The 18,317-nt window shown below is 71.0% G+C and carries 21 protein-coding genes and 5 tRNA genes; 6 read left to right on the top strand and 20 right to left on the bottom strand.

Features of this window, described 5'->3' with window-relative positions; translation table 11 throughout:
- Positions 1–41: 41 nt before the first annotated feature.
- Positions 42–1,709: a DAK2 domain-containing protein gene (locus AMK26_RS12420; RefSeq protein ID WP_241837865.1), complete on the bottom strand. Its 1,668-nt coding sequence runs from the start codon at positions 1,707–1,709 to the stop codon at positions 42–44.
- Between the two features lie 241 nt (positions 1,710–1,950).
- Between AMK26_RS12420 and rpmB the strand changes: the two genes are divergently transcribed.
- On the top strand, positions 1,951–2,136 hold the full coding sequence (gene rpmB, locus AMK26_RS12415) for a 50S ribosomal protein L28 (RefSeq protein ID WP_064070327.1): 186 nt from the start codon (positions 1,951–1,953) through the stop codon (positions 2,134–2,136).
- A gap of 87 nt (positions 2,137–2,223) precedes the next feature.
- On the opposite strand, the gene thiD is transcribed toward rpmB, so the two are convergent.
- Together thiD and AMK26_RS12405 are read right to left on the bottom strand one after the other, a co-directional pair.
- A complete protein-coding gene (gene thiD / locus AMK26_RS12410) occupies positions 2,224–3,006 on the bottom strand; it encodes a bifunctional hydroxymethylpyrimidine kinase/phosphomethylpyrimidine kinase (RefSeq protein WP_073754559.1) in 783 nt (260 codons plus the stop codon).
- A complete protein-coding gene (locus tag AMK26_RS12405) occupies positions 3,003–3,974 on the bottom strand; it encodes a thiamine-phosphate kinase (protein WP_073754558.1) in 972 nt (323 codons plus the stop codon). Before AMK26_RS12405 ends, thiD begins: the two co-directional genes overlap by 4 nt.
- A gap of 203 nt (positions 3,975–4,177) precedes the next feature.
- Here AMK26_RS12405 and AMK26_RS12400 point away from each other — a divergent pair, with 203 nt between their 5' ends.
- Together AMK26_RS12400 and AMK26_RS12395 are read left to right on the top strand one after the other, a co-directional pair.
- Positions 4,178–4,411, top strand: coding sequence for an Lrp/AsnC family transcriptional regulator (locus AMK26_RS12400; protein ID WP_028802415.1), 234 nt, complete (start codon positions 4,178–4,180; stop codon positions 4,409–4,411).
- A 20-nt stretch (positions 4,412–4,431) separates the two neighbouring features.
- Entirely contained in the window at positions 4,432–4,926 is a 495-nt protein-coding gene (locus AMK26_RS12395; RefSeq protein ID WP_073754557.1) for a DUF3515 domain-containing protein, read from the top strand.
- A gap of 49 nt (positions 4,927–4,975) precedes the next feature.
- On the opposite strand, the gene AMK26_RS12390 is transcribed toward AMK26_RS12395, so the two are convergent.
- The 3 genes from AMK26_RS12390 to AMK26_RS12380 all read right to left on the bottom strand — a co-directional run bounded on the left by AMK26_RS12390 (position 4,976) and on the right by AMK26_RS12380 (position 7,964).
- A complete protein-coding gene (locus AMK26_RS12390; protein WP_073754556.1) occupies positions 4,976–6,124 on the bottom strand; it encodes a D-alanine--D-alanine ligase family protein in 1,149 nt (382 codons plus the stop codon).
- A gap of 62 nt (positions 6,125–6,186) precedes the next feature.
- Entirely contained in the window at positions 6,187–7,215 is a 1,029-nt protein-coding gene (locus AMK26_RS12385; RefSeq protein WP_073754555.1) for an NAD(P)H-dependent glycerol-3-phosphate dehydrogenase, read from the bottom strand.
- Entirely contained in the window at positions 7,212–7,964 is a 753-nt protein-coding gene (locus AMK26_RS12380) for a lysophospholipid acyltransferase family protein (RefSeq protein ID WP_073754554.1), read from the bottom strand. Before AMK26_RS12380 ends, AMK26_RS12385 begins: the two co-directional genes overlap by 4 nt.
- 213 nt (positions 7,965–8,177) lie before the next feature.
- Here AMK26_RS12380 and cofC point away from each other — a divergent pair, with 213 nt between their 5' ends.
- Positions 8,178–8,816 carry a 2-phospho-L-lactate guanylyltransferase gene (gene cofC / locus AMK26_RS12375; protein ID WP_241837883.1) on the top strand — a complete coding sequence of 213 codons (639 nt, stop codon included), beginning with the start codon at positions 8,178–8,180 and terminating at the stop codon, positions 8,814–8,816.
- Positions 8,817–8,826: 10 nt separating this feature from the next.
- A complete protein-coding gene (locus tag AMK26_RS37685; RefSeq protein ID WP_241837864.1) occupies positions 8,827–9,030 on the top strand; it encodes a hypothetical protein in 204 nt (67 codons plus the stop codon).
- A gap of 86 nt (positions 9,031–9,116) precedes the next feature.
- On the opposite strand, the gene AMK26_RS12370 is transcribed toward AMK26_RS37685, so the two are convergent.
- The 4 genes from AMK26_RS12370 to leuC form a co-directional block, all read right to left on the bottom strand.
- Positions 9,117–9,782, bottom strand: a complete 666-nt coding sequence (locus AMK26_RS12370; RefSeq protein ID WP_073754553.1) for an HU family DNA-binding protein — start codon at positions 9,780–9,782, stop codon at positions 9,117–9,119.
- A gap of 141 nt (positions 9,783–9,923) precedes the next feature.
- Positions 9,924–10,151, bottom strand: coding sequence for a hypothetical protein (locus tag AMK26_RS12365; protein ID WP_073754552.1), 228 nt, complete (start codon positions 10,149–10,151; stop codon positions 9,924–9,926).
- Positions 10,152–10,519: 368 nt separating this feature from the next.
- Positions 10,520–11,113: a 3-isopropylmalate dehydratase small subunit gene (leuD, locus tag AMK26_RS12360; RefSeq protein WP_073754551.1), complete on the bottom strand. Its 594-nt coding sequence runs from the start codon at positions 11,111–11,113 to the stop codon at positions 10,520–10,522.
- A 6-nt stretch (positions 11,114–11,119) separates the two neighbouring features.
- Positions 11,120–12,544, bottom strand: a complete 1,425-nt coding sequence (gene leuC, locus AMK26_RS12355; RefSeq protein ID WP_073754550.1) for a 3-isopropylmalate dehydratase large subunit — start codon at positions 12,542–12,544, stop codon at positions 11,120–11,122.
- 188 nt (positions 12,545–12,732) lie between these two features.
- Here leuC and ndgR point away from each other — a divergent pair, with 188 nt between their 5' ends.
- On the top strand, positions 12,733–13,449 hold the full coding sequence (gene ndgR / locus AMK26_RS12350) for an IclR family transcriptional regulator NdgR (RefSeq protein WP_017947593.1): 717 nt from the start codon (positions 12,733–12,735) through the stop codon (positions 13,447–13,449).
- 135 nt (positions 13,450–13,584) lie between these two features.
- Here ndgR and AMK26_RS12345 read toward each other — a convergent pair.
- The 10 genes from AMK26_RS12345 to AMK26_RS12300 form a co-directional block, all read right to left on the bottom strand.
- Positions 13,585–13,657: transfer RNA gene (locus tag AMK26_RS12345), tRNA-Glu, on the bottom strand.
- Between the two features lie 19 nt (positions 13,658–13,676).
- Positions 13,677–13,748: transfer RNA gene (locus tag AMK26_RS12340), tRNA-Gln, on the bottom strand.
- A 16-nt stretch (positions 13,749–13,764) separates the two neighbouring features.
- Positions 13,765–13,837, bottom strand: a tRNA-Glu gene (locus AMK26_RS12335).
- A gap of 60 nt (positions 13,838–13,897) precedes the next feature.
- A tRNA-Glu gene (locus tag AMK26_RS12330) sits at positions 13,898–13,970 on the bottom strand.
- A 39-nt stretch (positions 13,971–14,009) separates the two neighbouring features.
- Positions 14,010–14,081: transfer RNA gene (locus AMK26_RS12325), tRNA-Gln, on the bottom strand.
- Positions 14,082–14,171: 90 nt separating this feature from the next.
- A complete protein-coding gene (locus AMK26_RS12320) occupies positions 14,172–14,891 on the bottom strand; it encodes an HAD family hydrolase (RefSeq protein WP_073754549.1) in 720 nt (239 codons plus the stop codon).
- Positions 14,892–14,900: 9 nt separating this feature from the next.
- A complete protein-coding gene (locus tag AMK26_RS12315; RefSeq protein ID WP_073754548.1) occupies positions 14,901–15,578 on the bottom strand; it encodes a DUF4241 domain-containing protein in 678 nt (225 codons plus the stop codon).
- A gap of 153 nt (positions 15,579–15,731) precedes the next feature.
- Positions 15,732–17,204, bottom strand: coding sequence for a glutamate--tRNA ligase (gltX, locus tag AMK26_RS12310; RefSeq protein ID WP_073754547.1), 1,473 nt, complete (start codon positions 17,202–17,204; stop codon positions 15,732–15,734).
- On the bottom strand, positions 17,197–17,985 hold the full coding sequence (locus tag AMK26_RS12305; protein ID WP_073754546.1) for a fumarylacetoacetate hydrolase family protein: 789 nt from the start codon (positions 17,983–17,985) through the stop codon (positions 17,197–17,199). Before AMK26_RS12305 ends, gltX begins: the two co-directional genes overlap by 8 nt.
- 77 nt (positions 17,986–18,062) lie before the next feature.
- Positions 18,063–18,248, bottom strand: coding sequence for a hypothetical protein (locus AMK26_RS12300; RefSeq protein WP_073754545.1), 186 nt, complete (start codon positions 18,246–18,248; stop codon positions 18,063–18,065).
- Positions 18,249–18,317 lie beyond the last annotated feature (69 nt).

Here is an 18,317-nt window from a genome sequence, read left to right as displayed (position 1 = left end):
ACCACGGCACTGACAGGCGTGCGCACCTGTGGACGGACGCGCTATTCGACGCCGATGAGCAGCAGGGGGGCCTGGGGGCCGCCGGAGTAGACGACCGTGTCGACCGCGAGGTGGGTTTCGCGTACGTGGGTCTCCAGGCGGCCCGCGAGGGTGTCGGGGGCGTCGTCGGCGAGGACGAGGGTGACCAGTTCGCCGCCCGCCGAGAGCATGCGGTCCAGGACCGTCTCCGCGATGGTCGCCACGTCGTGGCCGATCACGGCGACGTCGCCGTCGATCAGGCCGAGGACGTCGCCGGCCTGGCAGACGCCGGCGGAGGTGAACGACTGGCGCTCGGCGAGGGCCAGTTCGCCGTAGCGGGTGGCGCCCGCCGCGGCGGTCATGGCGACGACGTCCTCGTCGAAGCGCCGGTCCGGTTCGTGGACGGCGAGGGCGGCGATGCCCTGGACTGCGGCGCGCGTCGGGACGAGGGCGACCCGGATGCCCTCCGCACGCGCCTGTTCGGCGGCGGCCGCCGCGGTGTGCCGCAGGGTGGCGTCGTTCGGCAGCAGGACCACCTCGCGCGCGTGGGCGCGCCGGATGGCCTCGACGAGTTCGCCGCTGGCCGGCGGCTCGCCGGGGCGGGCCAGCACCGTCGTCGCGCCCGCCTCGGCGCACAGGTGGGCGAGCCCCTCGCCGGGCAGGACCGCCACCACGGCGCGCCCCGCGCGTTCCTCGGGCGCCTCGCCCCCGGACGTACCGAAGTGCGTGATCCGGATCCGGTACGGGCGCCCCGCCTCGACGCCCGCCTCCACCGCCGCGCCCGCGTCGTCGACGTGGACGTGGACATTCCACAGCCCGTCGCCGCCCACCACGACGAGCGAGTCGCCGAGCCCGTCGAGCCGGTCCCGCAGCCGCGCCACGGCCGCGTCGTCGGCCTCCAGCAGGTAGATGACCTCGAAGGCCGGTCCTGCCTCCGAGCACGGCTCCGCGGAGGGCACCACGCTCGCCCGGGGCGCGCGCGGGGTCCGCGCGGGCGCCTCCCCCGACACGGCCTCCACCAGCGCGCCCAGCACCGTGACGAGCCCGCGCCCGCCCGCGTCCACGACACCGGCCCGCTGCAGGACGGCGAGCTGCGCGGGCGTGGCCTCCAGGGCCGCGCGGGCCCCCGCGTACGCGGCGCGGGCGACCGACGCCACATCGGACCCGCCGACCACGCCGGAACCGCCGGCCACATCGGACCCCTCCGCCACATCGGACACCGCCGCCACATCCGAATCGCCCGCCGCGGCGGACGCGGCCGCTGCCGCGACGCTCAGGATCGTGCCCTCGACGGGGTGCGCGACCGCCTCCCGCGCGGACACCGAGGCCCTCCGCAGCGCCCTGGCGAGGTGGTCCGCGTCACGGCCTTCGGCGAGGACCTCGCTCATGCCCCGCAGCAGCTGCGACAGGATCGTCCCGGAGTTCCCCCGGGCGCCGATCAGCGCGCCGTGCGCCATGGCGCGTACGGTGTCGGCGAAATCGGGAGCCGTGATGGCGGCGAAGACCGCCTCCACCGCCCGGGAGGCGGACTCGACCGTCAGGTACAGGTTGGTGCCGGTGTCACCGTCCGCGACCGGGTAGACGTTGATCGCGTCGATCTCCTCGCGCTCCCGGCCGAGCGCCTCCAGCGCCAGCGAGCACCAGCTACGGACCACTGCGGAATCGAGCGCCTGCGGCAGGGTCTGCGGCACCTGGTGTCCTCCTCGAGCAGCGCTGACTGCACCGCAGCGTAGACCCCGCCCCGGGCCGGGGCCCTGGGCGGGGGCCGGGCGAACCGTGGTAGTTTCGTTGAACCGAAGCAGTCGTTGTATGCTGCTCCGGTTGCCCGATGAAAGTCGGGCCATTCCCCCGGCAACGCCACTTCAGTCACCAGATCTGATTCCGGCTCGCCGGATTTCACTGTAAGTGCATCTGAAGTCTTTGGAGTGACCCGTGGCTGCCAACTGCGACGTCTGCGGCAAGGGGCCGGGCTTCGGCAACAACATCTCGCACTCGCACCGCCGTACGTCTCGTCGCTGGAACCCGAACATCCAGCGCGTGCGTGCCGTGGTCAGTGGGACGCCGAAGCGGCTCAACGCCTGCACCTCGTGCATCAAGGCCGGCAAGGTCTCGCGCTAACGCCGACGACGGTTCGTCGTAGCGCAGCCTCTGCGGTTGCCTTGAAAAGCCGGTCCACCTCGGTGGACCGGCTTTTTGCCGTACCCGCTACCTGAAGCGCCACCCGTGGTCCACCGGCCCGATGCCGCCGCCCAGCGCGAACCCGGCCGCGATCGCCCCGGTCACGTACTCCTTGGCGGCCCGTACGGCCTCCGGCACGGCCAGGCCCTTGCCGAGGCCCGCCGCGACCGCCGAGGCGAGCGTGCAGCCCGTCCCGTGGGTGTGCCGGTTGTCGTGCCGGGGCGCGCGCAGCCAGTGCTCCTGAGTGCCGTCCGTCAGCAGGTCCACGGCGTCCCCGGCCAGGTGCCCGCCCTTGATGAGCGCCCAGCGCGGCCCGTACTCCAGCACCGCCGCGGCGGCCCGCCGCAGATCGTCCTCGCCCTCCACGCTCACGCCGGTGAGCTGGGCCACCTCGTCCAGGTTGGGCGTCGCCACGGTGGCGACCGGCAGCAGCCGCTCGCGTACCGAATCGAGCGCGGAGGCGGCCAGCAGCGAGTCCCCGTGCTTGGACACCCCGACCGGGTCGACGACCACGGGCGCGTCCGTCCCGGCCAGCAGCTCCGCGACCGTCTCCACGAGCGGCGCCGACGCCAGCATGCCGGTCTTCACGGCCTGTACGCCGATGTCGTCGACCACGCTGCGGTACTGGGCCCGCACCGCCTCCACCGGAAGCTCCCAGGCGCCCTGGACGCCCAGCGAGTTCTGCGCGGTGACGGCGGTGATCACGCTCATGCCGTGCACGCCGAGCGCCAGCATGGTCTTCAGGTCGGCCTGGATGCCGGCCCCGCCGCCGGAGTCGGAGCCGGCGACGGTCAGTACCCGCGGGATCACGCGTCCTCCTCGTAGCCCCCGAAGTGGTCCCAGCCGCCCTGGGTGTGCCAGGGCGCGCCGTCGACGGTCACCTGGGGCAGGGCGGAGGGGTTGAGGACCTCGCCGATGACCTTCCAGCGGGCCGGCAGTTTCACGTCGGGCGGGAAGGTGGCGACGATCGCGTGGTCCTCACCTCCGGTGAGGACCCATTGCATGGGGTCGACGCCGACGGCCTGGCCGATGTCGTTCATCTGGGTCGGGATGTCGATGAGCCCGGAGCGCAGGTCGATCCGCACCTTGCTGGCCTCGGCGATGTGCCCGAGGTCGGCGATCAGGCCGTCGCTGACGTCGCACATCGCGGTCGCGCCGAGCCCGGCGGCCGCCGGGCCCGCGTGGTAGGGCGGTTCGGGCCGCCGGTGGGCCTCGACGAAGGCGCGCGGCGAGCGGAACCCGCGCGAGAGGACCGCGTACCCGGCCGCCGACCAGCCCAGCCAGCCGGTGTACGCGACGACGTCGCCGGGCTGTGCCCCGCCCCGGGTGACCGGTTCGTGGTTGCGCAGGTCGCCCAGCGCCGTGATGGCCACGGTGATCGTGTCGCCGCGTACGACGTCGCCGCCGACCACGGCCGCGCCCGCGACCTGGCACTCGTCGCGCAGGCCGTCCATCAGCTCGGTGGGCCACGTGACCGGGAGTTCGGCGGGTACGACCAGGCCGAGCAGCAGTGCGGTGGGGACGGCGCCCATGGCGGCGATGTCCGCGAGGTTCTGCGCGGCGGCCTTGCGGCCGACGTCGTACGCGGTGGACCAGTCGCGGCGGAAGTGCCGTCCCTCCAGCAGGATGTCCGTGCTCGCGACCACGCGCCGGTCGGGTGCGGCCACGACCGCGGCGTCGTCGCCGGGGCCGATCCGTACCGCCGGGGTGGAGGTGAGCCGGGAGGTGAGCTCCCTGATCAGCCCGAACTCCCCCAACTCGCCGACAGTGCCCTTCATCGCTGTGCCCCTTCTGCCCCAGTGCGGTTGCGGTCGCGACCCGTCACTGCTGTAGGTACCGTCAAGTAGACCGTCAACTCGGTGCTTCGTGCGCCGGCCTCGCGCGCCACCGGCCGCGCGGGTCTCCCCGCTGCCCGCGGCGACGCGGTACCGTGGCGTCCCTTTCTTCTCCACAAGATCCTCGTGGCCGCCCTGGAGGTTCCGTGGTACAGGCGTACATCCTTATTCAGACCGAGGTGGGCAAGGCGTCGACGGTCGCCGAGACCATCTCCAAGATCCCGGGGGTGATCCAGGCCGAGGACGTCACGGGCCCGTACGACGTGATCGTGCGCGCCCAGGCCGACACGGTCGATGAGCTCGGCCGCATGGTGGTCGCGAAGGTCCAGCAAGTGGACGGGATCACACGGACCCTGACCTGCCCGGTCGTACACCTGTAGCCCCCGTCTACCCTGAGCCGGTGACGTCTTCGCACCGGCTTCGCCGCCTGCCCGCCCTGCTCTTCGCCACCGCCGCGGCCGCCACTGTCCTGCTGGCGGCCGTGGGCTGTTCCCCGACGGACGCCGAGGTGTCCGTCGCGGTTCCCAGCCCGCCGTCGGAGGAAGCCGCCCTGTGCGGCGCGCTGCACGAAGAGCTGCCGGAGACCGTCGCGGGACTCGGCCGGAGTGATCCGGAGCCGGGTTCCGATCTGACCGCCGGTTGGGGGGACGGGGCGATCGTACTGCGCTGCGGTGTCCCCCGGCCCGCCCGGATGAGCGATCCCCGTGCGGAGGGCGTCGAGGCGGGCGGGGTGAACTGGATGCTGGAGCAGCGCGAGGGCGACGGGCCCCGCTTCACCTCCACGGCACGCGAGACGTACGTGGAGGTGTCGCTGGACGAGCGGTTCGCGCACGACGCCAGCCCGCTCGCGGCGCTCGCCGACGCCGTGAAGAAGACCGTCCCCCCGAGCGTGTAGCCCCCCGTGACGTGCAGTCCCCCGTGACTACCCGTGCAGCCCCGCGTGACTACCGCAGGCCGGTCGGGCGGCGCAGGGCGGCCTGGATGAGCCGGTCGACGAGCTCCGGGTAGCTCACGCCGCTCTCCTGCCACATGCGCGGGTACATGGAGATCGGCGTGAAGCCCGGCATGGTGTTGATCTCGTTGATGACGAACTCGCCGTCGTCGGTGAGGAAGAAGTCCGCGCGCACCAGGCCCTCGCAGGACGCCGCCTCGAACGCGGCGATGGCGAGCCGCTGCACCTCGGCGGTCTGTTCCGGGGTGATCGGGGCGGGGACGACACCGGAGGCCGAGTCGATGTACTTGGCCTCGAAGTCGTAGAAGTCGTGGTCGGTGACGGGCGGGATCCAGGCGGGTACGGACGCGCGCGGGCCGTCCTCGAACTCCAGCACGCCGCACTCGATCTCGCGGCCGGTGAGCAGCGACTCGACGATGACCTTGGGGTCGTGGCGGCGGGCCTCCTCGATGGCGGCCTCCAGCCCGGAGAGGTCGTCGACCTTGGTGATGCCCATCGAGGACCCGCCACGGGCGGGCTTCACGAACAGCGGCCAGCCGTGCTCGGCGGCGAAGCCGACGATCCTCTCGCGGGCGGCGGAAGGATCCTGCTCCCACTCGCGGGGGCGGATCACCTCGTACGGGCCGACGGGCAGCCCGAAGGAGACGAAGACCCGCTTCATGTACTCCTTGTCCTGGCCGACGGCCGAGGACAGCACGCCGGCGCCCACGTAGGGCACCCCGGCGAGTTCCAGGAGCCCCTGGAGAGTGCCGTCCTCGCCGTAGGGGCCGTGCAGCACCGGGAAGACGACGTCGACGTCGCCGAGGACCTTGGGGACCGAGCCGGGCTCGCTGTAGACGACCTCGCGGCTGCCGGGGTCGACGGACAGCACGACGCTGCCCTCGTCGGACTCGGCGAGGTCGGCGACGTTCGGCAGCGCGCGGTCGGCGATGGCCATCCGCTCCGGTTCGTCGGCGGTCAGCGCCCAGCGGCCGTCGGTGGTGATGCCGATCGGCAGCACGTCGTACGTGTCCCTGTCGATGGCGCGCAGGACGGCGCCGGCCGTGACGACGGAGATGGCGTGCTCGGAGCTGCGGCCGCCGAAGACGACGGCCACGCGCGGCTTGCGCCCGGTGCTGGTGGGGAGGTTCTCGCTGCTCATATCGCGTTGAGCGTACCCGCTCCTTCCGGTCGCGTCAGCGACCGGTCGGCCGCCGGTTCGTGTCAGCGCCGCTCGGGCTTGGCGGCGCGCGACATCAGCTCCTTGAGCGCCACCATGGGCGGCTTTCCCTCGTGGACGATGTCGACGACGGTCTCCGTGATGGGCATGTCGACGTCGTGGCGGCGGGCCAGATCCAGCACGGATTCGCAGGACTTGACGCCTTCGGCGGTCTGCTTGGTGACCGCGATGGTCTCCTGCAGGGTCATGCCCTTGCCGAGGTTGAAGCCGAAGGTGTGGTTGCGGGAGAGCGGCGAGCAGCAGGTGGCGACCAGGTCGCCGAGGCCGGCGAGGCCGGAGAAGGTCAGCGGGTCGGCGCCCATCGCCAGTCCGAGGCGGGTCGTTTCGGCCAGGCCGCGGGTGATGAGCGAGCCCTTGGCGTTGTCGCCGAGGCCCATGCCGTCCGCGATGCCGACGGCCAGCCCGATGACGTTCTTCACGGCGCCGCCCAGTTCGCAGCCGACGACGTCGGTGTTGGTGTAGGGGCGGAAGTACGGGGTGTGACAGGCGGCCTGGAGCCGCTGGGCGACCGCCTCGTCGCGGCAGGCGACGACGGCCGCGGCGGGCATGCGGGCGACGATCTCCTTGGCGAGGTTGGGGCCGGTGACCACGGCGACGCGGTCCTCCGGCACCTCGGCGACCTCCTGGATGACCTCGCTCATCCGCTTGGCGGTGCCGAGTTCGATCCCCTTCATCAGGGAGACGAGGACCGTGCCGGGGGCCAGCTTCGGCGCCCATGCGGCGAGGTTGCCGCGCAGCGTCTGGGAGGGGATGGCCAGCACGGTGAAGTCGGCGTCGTGCGCCGCTTCGGCGGGGTCGGTGGTGGCGCGTACCGACTCGGGCAGTTCGGTGCCCGGGAAGTAGTCCGGGTTGGCGCGGGTGGTGTTGATGGCGTCGGCGACCTCCTGGCGGCGGCCCCAGAGGGTCACCTGGCAGCCGGCGTCGGCGAGCACCATGCCGAAGGCCGTACCCCAGGAGCCGGTTCCGAAGACGGCCGCTTTCACGGGGCGTCCTGCCGTGTCGGGGCGTGTCACTTCGCTTCCTCCCCTGCGGCCCTGCGCCGCTGTTCCAGGCGGGCCTTGCGGTGGTCGTACGGCGTGGCGGGGGCCTTCTCGCCCCTGACCTCCTCCAGGAGGGAGGTGATCGCGGTCATGATGGCCTCGGTCGCCTCGCGGAGCACCTCGGGGGTGGGTTCCTTGTCGTAGAACCGGTCGAGGTCGACGGGCGGGCCGGCCTGCACGATCAGTGTCTTGCGCGGGAAGAGGCGGAACTTGTTCTCCTTGGCGTACGGCGGCATCGCCAAGTTGGCGCCCCACTGGGCGACGGGGATGACGGGCACCTTGGTGAGCAGGGCGACGCGGGCGGCGCCGGTCTTGCCCGCCATGGGCCACATGTCGGGGTCGCGGGTGAGGGTGCCCTCGGGGTAGAAGGCGACGCATTCGCCCCGCTCGATGGCGGCGACGGCGGCGCGGAAGGCGTCCAGCGCGTTGGTCGTCTCGCGGTAGACGGGGATCTGTCCGGTGCCGCGCAGCATGGTGCCGACGAACGACCCCTTGAAGAGGTCCGCCTTCGCCAGGAAACGGGGAACGCGTCCGGTGTTGTACTGGAAGTGTCCGTACGACAGCGGGTCCAGATAGGAGTTGTGGTTGACGGCGGTGATGAACCCGCCCTCGGCCGGAATGTGCTCCGTTCCCCGCCAGTCCCGCTTGAACAGAACCACCAGTGGCGGTTTTGCGATGACCGCCGCAAGGCGGTACCAGAAGCCGATTCTGCGGCGGGACACTCGGACACCTTCCTCTGGGACTGGCTTGCCGGGGGTCAAGTGTCGCCCCGGGCCCCTGGTCTGTCGAGAACACCGTACGCCCCGCCTCGGACACCGGCGCCCCCGGTCGCGCCGGGCCCGCGCCACAATGGGCCCCGACGCGCACGGCCTGCCGAAGGGCGGCCCCGAGGAAGGAGAGCCGCCACGAACGCCGACCCGACCGGCTCCTGGTCCCTGGTCGTCCCGCTGAAGCCTCTTGTACGGGCCAAGAGCAGGCTCGCCGGCGCCGCCGGTCCGCTGGTGCGGCCACGGCTGGCGCTGGCTTTCGCGCAGGACACGGTGGCGGCGGCGCTGGCCTGCCCGGCGGTGCGGGATGTGTCCGTCGTCACGGACGATCCGGTGGCGGCGCTCACGCTCGGTGCCCTGGGGGCGCGGATCGTTCCGGACGCCCCGGCCGCGGGCCTGAATGCCGCACTGGCGTACGGGGCGCGGACGGTGCGCGCGCGGCGCCCCGGCGCGCCGGTGGCGACCCTGAACGCCGATCTCCCGGCACTTCGGCCGGCGGAACTGTCGCGGGTGCTGGCCGTCGCCTCGGAATTCCCGCGCGCTTTTCTGCCGGATGCCGCCGAAATCGGTACGACATTGCTGTCGGCGGGGCCCGGAGTGGAATTGCGCCCGGCTTTCGGCGGGGAGTCCCGGCGTCGGCATTTGTTGTCGGGTGCGGTGGAAATCCTGCTGGACGGCGTCCGCTCCGTACGACAGGACGTGGACACGGCCGACGATCTGCTGGCCGCGCTGGGGCTGGGCGTGGGGCCGCGCACGGCGGAGCGGTGGGCGGTGGACGCCCGCGCGGCGGGCGGGGCGGGCGGATAAGCTGCCGTTCATGCAGGCGACCGCGTACACGTACGACCCCGAATCCCGCAGCGGGAGTGTGCTGCTCGACGACGGCACCCCGGTGGACTTCCCCACCGCGGCCTTCGACGCGGGCGGGCTGCGGCTGCTGCGGCCGGGACAGCGGGTGCGGATCGAGACGGAGGGGCAGGGCGAGACCCTGCGGATCACGCTGGTGACGCTCCAGACGTTCTGACCCTCCGGTCCCCCACGCACCGCGGGCCGGGCTCCCTCTCGGGGAGCCCGGCCCGGCGTGTGAGCGGCCCTGGGGCCTCGTGCCGCTTACTTGCTGCGCGAGGCGGTCTTCTTGGCGGTGGTCTTGCGCGCCGTCGTCTTCTTGGCGGGCGCCTTCTTCGCCGTGGCCTTCTTCGCCGGCGCGGTCTTCTTGGCGGTGGTCTTCTTGGCGGCCGCGGTGGTCTTGGCCGGAGTGGCCTTCTTCGCCGTGGTCTTCTTGGCCGGGGTGGCCTTCTTGGCGGTGGTCTTCTTGGCCGCCGCGGTGGTGGTCTTCTTCGCCGGGGTGGCCTTCTTCGCGGCGGTCTTCTTCGCCGCCGCCGCGGTGGTCTTCTTGGCGGCCGCCTTCTTGCCGGCTGCCTTGGCGATGGTGGGCGGCGGGCCCGAAAGGCTGCCCTTGGGCGCCTTCTTGACGGCGACCTCGCCGCCCTTGGGGAGCTTCTTCGAGCCGCTGACCAGGTCCTTGAAGCCCTGACCGGCACGGAAGCGCGGAACGGAGGTCTTCTTGACCCGCACGCGCTCACCGGTCTGCGGGTTGCGGGCGTAACGGGCCGGACGGTCGACCTTCTCGAACGAGCCGAAGCCGGTGACCGAGACCCGGTCACCTCCCACAACGGCACGGACGATCGCGTCGAGTACCGCGTCGACAGCATCGGCGGCCTGCTGACGGCCGCCCATCTTGTCGGCAATCGCTTCTACGAGCTGCGCCTTGTTCACGTCTTCCCCTTCGGAGACATTGCCGGAACGAAAGTGTTCAAGCTTTTTCGCACGTTAGGCAGATATATACCGCAAATCAAACACGAAACGGGCTAATCACCCTAGTGCCGCAACGAAGTCGGCCGCCGCGGAGTTCGAGTGTCAGTCCCCTTCAGGGAATCGGCCTTCGTCGACGTCCTCCATCAACCGGTCCAGCCGCCTTGCCGCGCCCGCGAGGTCGTGCTTCGCCACGGCCGTGATGGCCAACAGCTTCCGGGACAGCGTCATCCTTACGCCCTCCGGGACTTGCAGTTCACGCACTCGGGTGTGCGCTTCTTTCAGCCGGGCCGCGACGGCCTGATAGAGCTCGAGTTGGCTGTCGCGTTCCATGCACCGATTGTGCCATCTGGGGCGAGTTGTCGCCTCCGTAGGGGGTAACTGGCCTGCTGTGGCGGCGTTTCGGGACCTGCGTACGGCCTCACCGGCCGGCGGCCCTCCGGGCCGCAAATACCGTGCGCCATCACGGAGTTCGGGCACTCCACCACCCCCTCGGCATGCTCCGGGAGGGGTGTACCAGGGCGCGGGAACGGCGTCAGCCGGATGGCCCCTCGGGTGCCTCTCACGATGACAGACAAGGCCACTTTCGGCCATCGTCTCCACGGTTCGCGCGGCGGAGTTGAGCGCGCGCATACGACGGTGCCCCCGGCCGTGGATCGGCCGGGGGCACCGGATGGTGACGCGTGGGGCTGGCGGGAGGCTCAGACCTCCAGGGTGCGCGGCTTGTGCGAGGGGCGCTTTGCCTCGTACGCCGCGATGTCCGCCTCGTTCTGCAGCGTGATGCTGATGTCGTCCAGGCCGTTCAGCAGCCGCCAGCGGGCGTTCTCGTCGAGTTCGAAGGCAGCGGTGATGCCCTCGGCGCGCACCTCACGCGCCTCGAGGTCGACGGTGACCTCCGCCTGCGGGTCGGCCTCGGTCAGCTCCCACAGCGCGTCCACGGTCTTCTGGTCGAGGACCACGGTGAGCAGGCCGTTCTTCAGCGAGTTGCCACGGAAGATGTCGGCGAAGCGGGAGGAGATGACGGCCTTGAAGCCGTAGTTCTGCAGCGCCCATACGGCGTGCTCGCGCGAGGAGCCGGTGCCGAAGTCGGGGCCGGCGACCAGGACCGTGGCGCCCTGCCGCTCGGGGCGGTTGAGGACGAACTCGGGGTCCTTGCGCCAGGCCTCGAACAGGCCGTCCTCGAAGCCGTCGCGAGTGACCTTCTTCAGCCAGTGCGCCGGGATGATCTGGTCGGTGTCGACATTGCTGCGGCGCAGCGGGACGGCCCGGCCGGTGTGGGTGGTGAAAGCTTCCATGGTTGCTCAGACTCCGGCGGTCGCGGGGGCTTCGGACAGGTCGGCGGGGGAGGCCAGGTGGCCCAGTACCGCGGTGGCGGCGGCGACCTGCGGAGACACCAGGTGGGTGCGGCCGCCCTTGCCCTGCCTGCCCTCGAAGTTGCGGTTGGAGGTGGACGCGGAACGCTCGCCGGGCGCGAGTTGGTCGGGGTTCATGCCCAGGCACATCGAGCAGCCCGCGTGCCGCCATTCGGCCCCGGCCTCCTTGAAGACCTTGTCCAGGCCCTCCTCGACGGCCTGGAGGGCGACCCGGACCGAGCCGGGGACGACCAGCATCCGTACGCCGTCGGCGACTTTGCGGCCGTCCAGGATGGCGGCGGCGTTGCGCAGGTCCTCGATGCGGCCATTGGTGCAGGAGCCTACGAAGACGGTGTCGACCTTGATGTCGCGCAGCGGCTGTCCGGCGGTCAACCCCATGTACTTCAGGGCGTTCTCGGCGGCCAGGCGCTCCGAAGCGTCTTCGTACGAAGCCGGGTCGGGGACGGACGCCGAAAGCGGCGCTCCCTGGCCGGGGTTGGTGCCCCAGGTGACGAAGGGGGCCAGCTCGGCGGCGTCGATGACGACCTCGGCGTCGAAGACCGCGTCCTCGTCCGTCTTCAGGGTCTTCCAGTAGGCGACCGCCGCGTCCCAGTCCTCGCCCTCGGGCGCGTGGGCGCGGCCCTTGAGGTAGGCGAAGGTGGTCTCGTCCGGGGCGATCATGCCCGCGCGGGCGCCGGCCTCGATCGACATGTTGCAGATGGTCATGCGGGCTTCCATCGAGAGTTTCTCGATGGCGGAGCCGCGGTACTCCAGGACGTATCCCTGACCGCCGCCGGTGCCGATCTTCGCGATGATCGCCAGGATCAGGTCCTTGGCGGTGACGTCCTCGGGCAGCTCGCCGTCGACCGTGATCGCCATGGTCTTGGGGCGGGCCATGGGCAGCGTCTGGGTGGCCAGGACGTGCTCGACCTGGGAGGTGCCGATACCGAAGGCGAGCGCGCCGAAGGCGCCGTGCGTGGAGGTGTGCGAGTCGCCGCAGACCACGGTGGTGCCCGGCTGGGTCAGGCCCAGCTGCGGTCCCACGACGTGGACGACGCCCTGCTCGACGTCGCCCAGCGGGTGCAGGCGGACGCCGAAGTCGGCGCAGTTCTTGCGCAGCGTCTCCAGCTGGACCCGGGAGACCGGGTCGGCGATCGGCTTGTCGATGTCGAGGGTGGGGGTGTTGTGGTCCTCGGTAGCGATGGTGAGGTCGAGGCGCCGCACCTGCCGGCCGCTCTTGCGCAGGCCGTCGAAGGCCTGGGGGCTGGTCACCTCGTGCAGCAGGTGCAGATCGATGAAGAGGAGGTCGGGCTCGCCTTCGGCGCGCCGGACGACATGGTCGTCCCAGACCTTCTCCGCGAGAGTCCTACCCATCGCTTTCCCTCCGGCCGGCGTGGTGTGCCGGCACCTCTAGAGATCAGTGGGCCCACGCCCGTGAACCCACGTTCCACGTGTCGGACGTCGACATCGGACCCGGTGGTCGTCGGGTCGTACGTACAGGGTGGCAAGTTCCTGGAGAAATTGAACTTGCGTTTCACAGAGTGAGACGTGAATATCGTTGCATGGACAACTCTAGCGGCGTCGGCGTTCTCGACAAGGCAGCTCTGGTATTGAGCGCCCTGGAGTCCGGTCCGGCCACCCTCGCCGGGCTGGTCGCGGCGACAGGGCTCGCACGACCCACGGCACATCGCCTTGCCGTGGCACTGGAACACCACCGGATGGTGGCGAGGGACATGCAGGGCCGGTTCATCCTGGGCCCGCGGCTGGCGGAGCTCGCCGCCGCGGCCGGTGAGGACCGCCTGCTGGCCACGGCCGGACCGGTACTGACTCATCTGCGTGACGTGACCGGGGAGAGCGCGCAGCTCTACCGGCGCCAGGGCGACATGCGCATCTGCGTCGCCGCGGCGGAGCGGCTGTCCGGACTGCGGGACACCGTGCCGGTCGGCTCCACGCTCACCATGAAGGCCGGCTCCTCGGCCCAGATCCTCATGGCCTGGGAGGAGCCGGAGCGGCTGCACCGTGGCCTGCAGGGCGCCCGCTTCACGGCGACGGCCCTGTCGGGCGTACGGCGCCGCGGCTGGGCCCAGTCGATCGGCGAGCGCGAGCCGGGCGTGGCGTCGGTCTCCGCGCCCGTACGCGGCCCGTCGAACCGCGTGGTGGCCGCCGTGTCGGTCTCGGGGCCGATCGAGCGCCTGACCCGCCACCCGGGCCGGATGCACGCCCAGGCGGTCATCGACGCCGCCGCCCGCCTGTCCGACGCGCTGCGCCGCTCCGGCTGACCGTCCGTCCCTGCTGCCGACTCCCGGCTCACCGCTTCAACGCCGCAGCGGTGGGCCGGAGTTGTCTCATCTCCCTCGTCCCTGCCCTGGAACACAAAGAAGCCCTCCCCTGCTGGGGAGGGCTTCTCCTGTACGTACCCCCGACCGGATTCGAACCGGCGCTACCGCCTTGAGAGGGCGGCGTGCTAGGCCGCTACACAACGGGGGCGTGCATCCTGATTGACGCGCTGGGCTACCAGGACTCGAACCTAGACTAAATGAACCAGAATCACTCGTGCTGCCAATTACACCATAGCCCATGGTGGTTTAGACCAGTACCCCCGACCGGATTCGAACCGGCGCTACCGCCTTGAGAGGGCGGCGTGCTAGGCCGCTACACAACGGGGGCCCTAGCGATCCTGCATCGAGGACATGGGAGCTACCCAGACGACCTCGCGGGAAGGATCTGTACCCCCGACCGGATTCGAACCGGCGCTACTGCCTTGAGAGGGCAGCGTGCTAGGCCGCTACACAACGGGGGCTTTGCGGATGAGATCCGCGATGCAGATGAGCTCTGCGAGCTGGCCTACCAGGACTCGAACCTAGACTAACTGAACCAGAATCAGTCGTGCTGCCAATTACACCATAGGCCACCAAAACGCAACCCCCGCTGGGGATTTTGTTCGGGTTACGCTTCCGGGATCCGGCCCTTTCGGCCCGCTCCCCTTGGCGCAGAAAGAACATTACCCGAAGGAGTCCGGGGCTCCAAAACGGGTATCGCCGCGCAGCAGCGGGGGCAGCTGGTCCAGGCCGGTGATCCTGGTGAGCTCGGGTCTCCCGCCGATCCCCGTCCGGTCCAGCCAGATGCCGGTGAGCCCGGCCTCGACGGCCCCCCGGGCGTCGATGTCCGGGTGGTCACCGACGTACGCGACCTCCGCCGGGCACAGCCGCAGGGCGTCACAGGCGGCGTGGAAGGCCGCGGGGGCGGGCTTGGCCACGCCCAGCTCGGCCGCGCACAGCAGTGCCTCGAAACGGTCCCGTACGCCCAGTACGCGCAGCTTGCGGTCCTGGTTGTGGATCGAGGAGTTCGACAGCACGGCGTGGCGGTAGTCGGCCGCCAGGAGCTCCAGTACGGGCAGGGTGTCCGGGAAGAGCTCCCAGGCGGCCTCGTAGTGCCTCATGTACCGGTCGAACCAGGCGTCCGCCTCCGCGTCGCTCAGGTCGGCCCCCAGGAAGTCCCGCACCCGGTCGCGCCGCTGCTCATCGAACCCGACGCCACCGGCCTCGAAGCGCCGCCAGTGGAGGGTGGTGAGCTCCTTCCACCGGGTGAGGGCCTGGTCGACGGACTCGTACCCGTCCACCAGGCCCTCGGCCCGCAGATGGCACAGCATGCCGGCGCGGTCGGCGCTCGCGTAGTCGAAGATCGTGTCATCGATGTCCCACAGGACGGCGCGGATCGGCATGATCCGAGCCTACGCGGCGGCCTGCTCCGGCTCGTGCGGTACGACGAAGAAGTCCGTGACGAAGCAGGTGACGTCGCCGGAGGCGTCCCGGCCCACCCAGGTGGGGTACGCGCCGTCGCCCCAGCCCGAGGTGAAGGCGGCGATGGTATGGCCGGTGTCCGGGTCGGTGATCACGTGCGGGCCAGGGGACCAGGCGGTCGTGTCGAAGGCGTCCCACAGCGGCCCCTCGTCGCCCTCGCAGGCGGGGAAGGAGCCGTCGCACGCCGCGTCGTAGAAGCAGCCGGTGCCGGCGTCCACGCCGTAGCCGAAGAACTCGTCGTCGCCCAGTTCCGCCAGGTCCTGGCCGGGCTGCAGGGCGAGCTCCCAGGTCTCGGTGGGCGTGTCCTTGATCACCAGGCGGGCGGCCGCCACGCGCGTGTGGGGGCTGTCGGAGGGCGGCTCGCCGGGCACGGTGATCGTCACGACGGACGCCTCCACCGCGTACCGGCCCGGCGTCACCTCGGCGGTGAAGGGCTCGGTGTCCCCGGTGCCCAGGCAGACGAACGGGTCGCAGGCCACGACACGGCCGCTCGGGAGCCACAGCTCGCCCCCGGCCGCCACCGAAACCGTGCCGGTCTCGCCCGACTCGTACGGGAAGGAGTGGCCCGGCGTGAAGTGCCGGGTCAGGTCGGGAGCGGTCATGGGCATGGTGCTGGTCCCCCAGGGCGTGAGCAGGTGGCTGCGACGCGTCGGAGCCTAGTGCGCGGGTCTGACAACGCCGGAAGGGGCGGCCACCGGGTGTCCGGTGGCCGCCCCTTCCCGAGGACGTGCGACTTACGCGGCTTACGCGGCTTACGCGGCTTACGCGGCGAGCTTCGCCAGCGCGGCGTCGATGCGGGCCAGGGTGCGGTCCTTGCCCAGGATCTCCAGGGACTCGAAGAGCGGCAGGCCGACCGTGCGGCCGGTGACCGCGACGCGGACCGGGGCCTGAGCCTTGCCGAGCTTGAGGCCGTGCTCCTCGCCGGCGGCGAGGACGGCGTTCTTCAGCGACTCGGGGCTGGTCCAGTCCGCGTCCGACAGCTTCTGGCGGGCCGTGCGCAGCAGGGCGTCGGAGCCCTCCTTCATGGCCTTCTGCCAGGAGGCCTCGTCCTGGACGGGCTCCTTCAGGAACAGGAAGTCGACGTTGGCGGTGATGTCGGAGAGGACGGTCACGCGGGTCTGGGCGTGGGGCGCGATGGCCTCCCAGGCGGCCTGGTCGAAGTCCTCCGGCGCCCAGGGGGCGTGCGGGGCCTTCAGCCAGGGCTCGCAGGCGGCGGTGAACGCCTTCACGTCCAGCATGCGGATGTGGTCGGCGTTGATCGCCTCGGCCTTCTTCAGGTCGAAGCGGGCCGGGTTGGCGTTGACGTCCGCGATGTCGAACTTCTCGATCATCTCGGGGATGGTGAAGACGTCCTGGTCGGCGGAGAAGGACCAGCCGAGCAGGGACAGGTAGTTCAGCAGGCCCTCGGGGAGGAAGCCGCGCTCCCGGTAGAGGTTCAGGGAGGCCTGCGGGTCGCGCTTGGAGAGCTTCTTGTTGCCCTCGCCCATGACGTAGGGCAGGTGGCCGAAGGCGGGGATGCCCTTGGCGATGCCCAGCTCGATCAGCGCCTTGTAGAGGGCGATCTGGCGCGGGGTGGAGGACAGCAGGTCCTCGCCACGCAGCACGTGGGTGATCTCCATCAGCGCGTCGTCGACGGGGTTGACGAGCGTGTAGAGGGGGGCGCCGTTGGCGCGGACGATGCCGTAGTCCGGGACGTTGTCCGGGGTGAAGGTCAGCTCGCCGCGGACCAGGTCGGTGAAGGTGATCGGCTCGTCGGGCATCCGGAAGCGGACGATCGACTCGCGGCCCTCGGCCTCGTACGCCGCCGTCTGCTCGGCGGTCAGGTCGCGGCACTTCCCGTCGTAGCCGGACGGCCGGCCGGCGGCGCGGGCGGCCTCGCGGCGCTCGTCGAGCTCGGTGGCGGTGCAGTAGCAGCGGTACGCGTAGCCGCCGCTGAGCAGCTTGTCCGCGACGTCCTTGTAGATGTCCATGCGCTGCGACTGGCGGTACGGGGCGTGGGGGCCACCGACCTCCGGGCCCTCGTCCCAGTCGAGGCCGAGCCAGCGCAGCGAGTCGAGGAGCTGCTGGTAGGACTCCTCCGAGTCGCGGGCCGCGTCGGTGTCCTCGATGCGGAAGACCATGGTGCCCTGGTGGTGGCGGGCGAAGGCCCAGTTGAACAGGGCGGTGCGGACCAGGCCCACGTGGGGGTTGCCGGTCGGCGAGGGACAGAAACGTACGCGGATCGCGTTAGCCACGCTTGATCACCTTGTTGGTGAGAGTGCCGATGCCTTCGATGGTGACGGCGACCTCGTCGCCGACGTTGAGCGGTCCGACCCCGGCCGGGGTGCCGGTGAGGATGACGTCGCCCGGGAGCAGCGTCATGGCCTCGGTGATGTGGACGACCAGGTCCTCGATGGAGTGGATCATGTCGCTCGTACGACCCAGCTGGCGCTGTTCTCCGTTGACGGTGCACTGGATCGTGACGTCGGCGGGGTCGAGGTCGGTCTCCACCCAGGGGCCGAGCGGGCAGGCGGTGTCGAAGCCCTTGGCGCGGGCCCACTGCTTCTCGCGCTTCTGGACGTCGCGGGCGGTGACGTCGTTGGCGCAGGTGTAGCCGAAGACGACGTCCTTGACGCGCTCGCGCGGGACCTCGCGGCACATGCGGCCGATCACGACGGCGAGCTCCGCCTCGTGGTGCAGCTCGTTCGAGAAGGAGGGGTACTCGATGGCGTCGCCGGAGCCGATCACCGAGGTGGTGGGCTTGAAGAAGGCGACGGGGACCTCCGGGACCTCGTTGCCGAGTTCCGCGGCGTGCTCCGCGTAGTTGCGGCCGATGGCCACGACCTTGTTGGGCAGGACGGGCGGCAGCAGCCGGACCTTGCTCAGTGGGACCTTGGTCCCGCTGAGTTCGAAGTCGGCGTACGGAATACCCTTGATGATGTCGAGGACGAGAGCGCCTTCTTCGCCGGGGGCGCTGTCGCCCTCGACCGCGCCGAAGGCGACATTGCCGTCGATGGAGAACCTGGCGATGCGCACGGGATGCCGTGCCCCTTACTTCCGCTGGCTGGAGTCTGACGCTCCAGGCTAACGCGGGAGGCGCACGCCACCTGCCGTTATGAGCGTGCGGCCGGGACGGGAGCGTCCATCAGGGTCGTACGGCGCGGGTTGGCGGTGCTGGCGGGGAGGTCGACCGAGTGGTCCGGCCGCACGCCCTGGTCGAGCTCACCGGCGTCGGCCAGGTGCATCAGGGTGGTGCGGCGCGGGTTGGCGATGCTGCGCATGGTCATCGTCGTCTTCATCGGTGGTTTCAGACCTCGGAGTACGGGCGCCGCCAGGGCGCTTGATTGACAGAGCTTCCACTTTGTAAA

The organism is Streptomyces sp. CB03234 (assembly GCF_001905885.1).
Taxonomy (GTDB): Bacteria; Actinomycetota; Actinomycetes; order Streptomycetales; family Streptomycetaceae; genus Streptomyces.
Note: the sequence above shows the minus strand (reverse complement) of the source record. Positions and strands in the feature narration are given on the sequence as shown.

Bases quoted from the DNA above. Each gene is read 5' to 3' on its own strand.
- AMK26_RS12405 (WP_073754558.1), bottom strand. From the start codon at position 3,974: ATGAAGGGCACTGTCGGCGAGTTGGGGGAGTTCGGGCTGATCAGGGAG.
- AMK26_RS12390 (WP_073754556.1), bottom strand. From the start codon at position 6,124: ATGAGCAGCGAGAACCTCCCCACCAGCACCGGGCGCAAGCCGCGCGTG.
- AMK26_RS37685 (WP_241837864.1), top strand. From the start codon at position 8,827: ATGCAGGCGACCGCGTACACGTACGACCCCGAATCCCGCAGCGGGAGT.
- AMK26_RS12365 (WP_073754552.1), bottom strand. From the start codon at position 10,151: ATGGAACGCGACAGCCAACTCGAGCTCTATCAGGCCGTCGCGGCCCGG.
- leuD (WP_073754551.1), bottom strand. From the start codon at position 11,113: ATGGAAGCTTTCACCACCCACACCGGCCGGGCCGTCCCGCTGCGCCGC.
- leuC (WP_073754550.1), bottom strand. From the start codon at position 12,544: ATGGGTAGGACTCTCGCGGAGAAGGTCTGGGACGACCATGTCGTCCGG.
- ndgR (WP_017947593.1), top strand. From the start codon at position 12,733: ATGGACAACTCTAGCGGCGTCGGCGTTCTCGACAAGGCAGCTCTGGTA.
- AMK26_RS12320 (WP_073754549.1), bottom strand. From the start codon at position 14,891: ATGCCGATCCGCGCCGTCCTGTGGGACATCGATGACACGATCTTCGAC.
- AMK26_RS12315 (WP_073754548.1), bottom strand. From the start codon at position 15,578: ATGCCCATGACCGCTCCCGACCTGACCCGGCACTTCACGCCGGGCCAC.
- AMK26_RS12300 (WP_073754545.1), bottom strand. From the start codon at position 18,248: ATGAAGACGACGATGACCATGCGCAGCATCGCCAACCCGCGCCGCACC.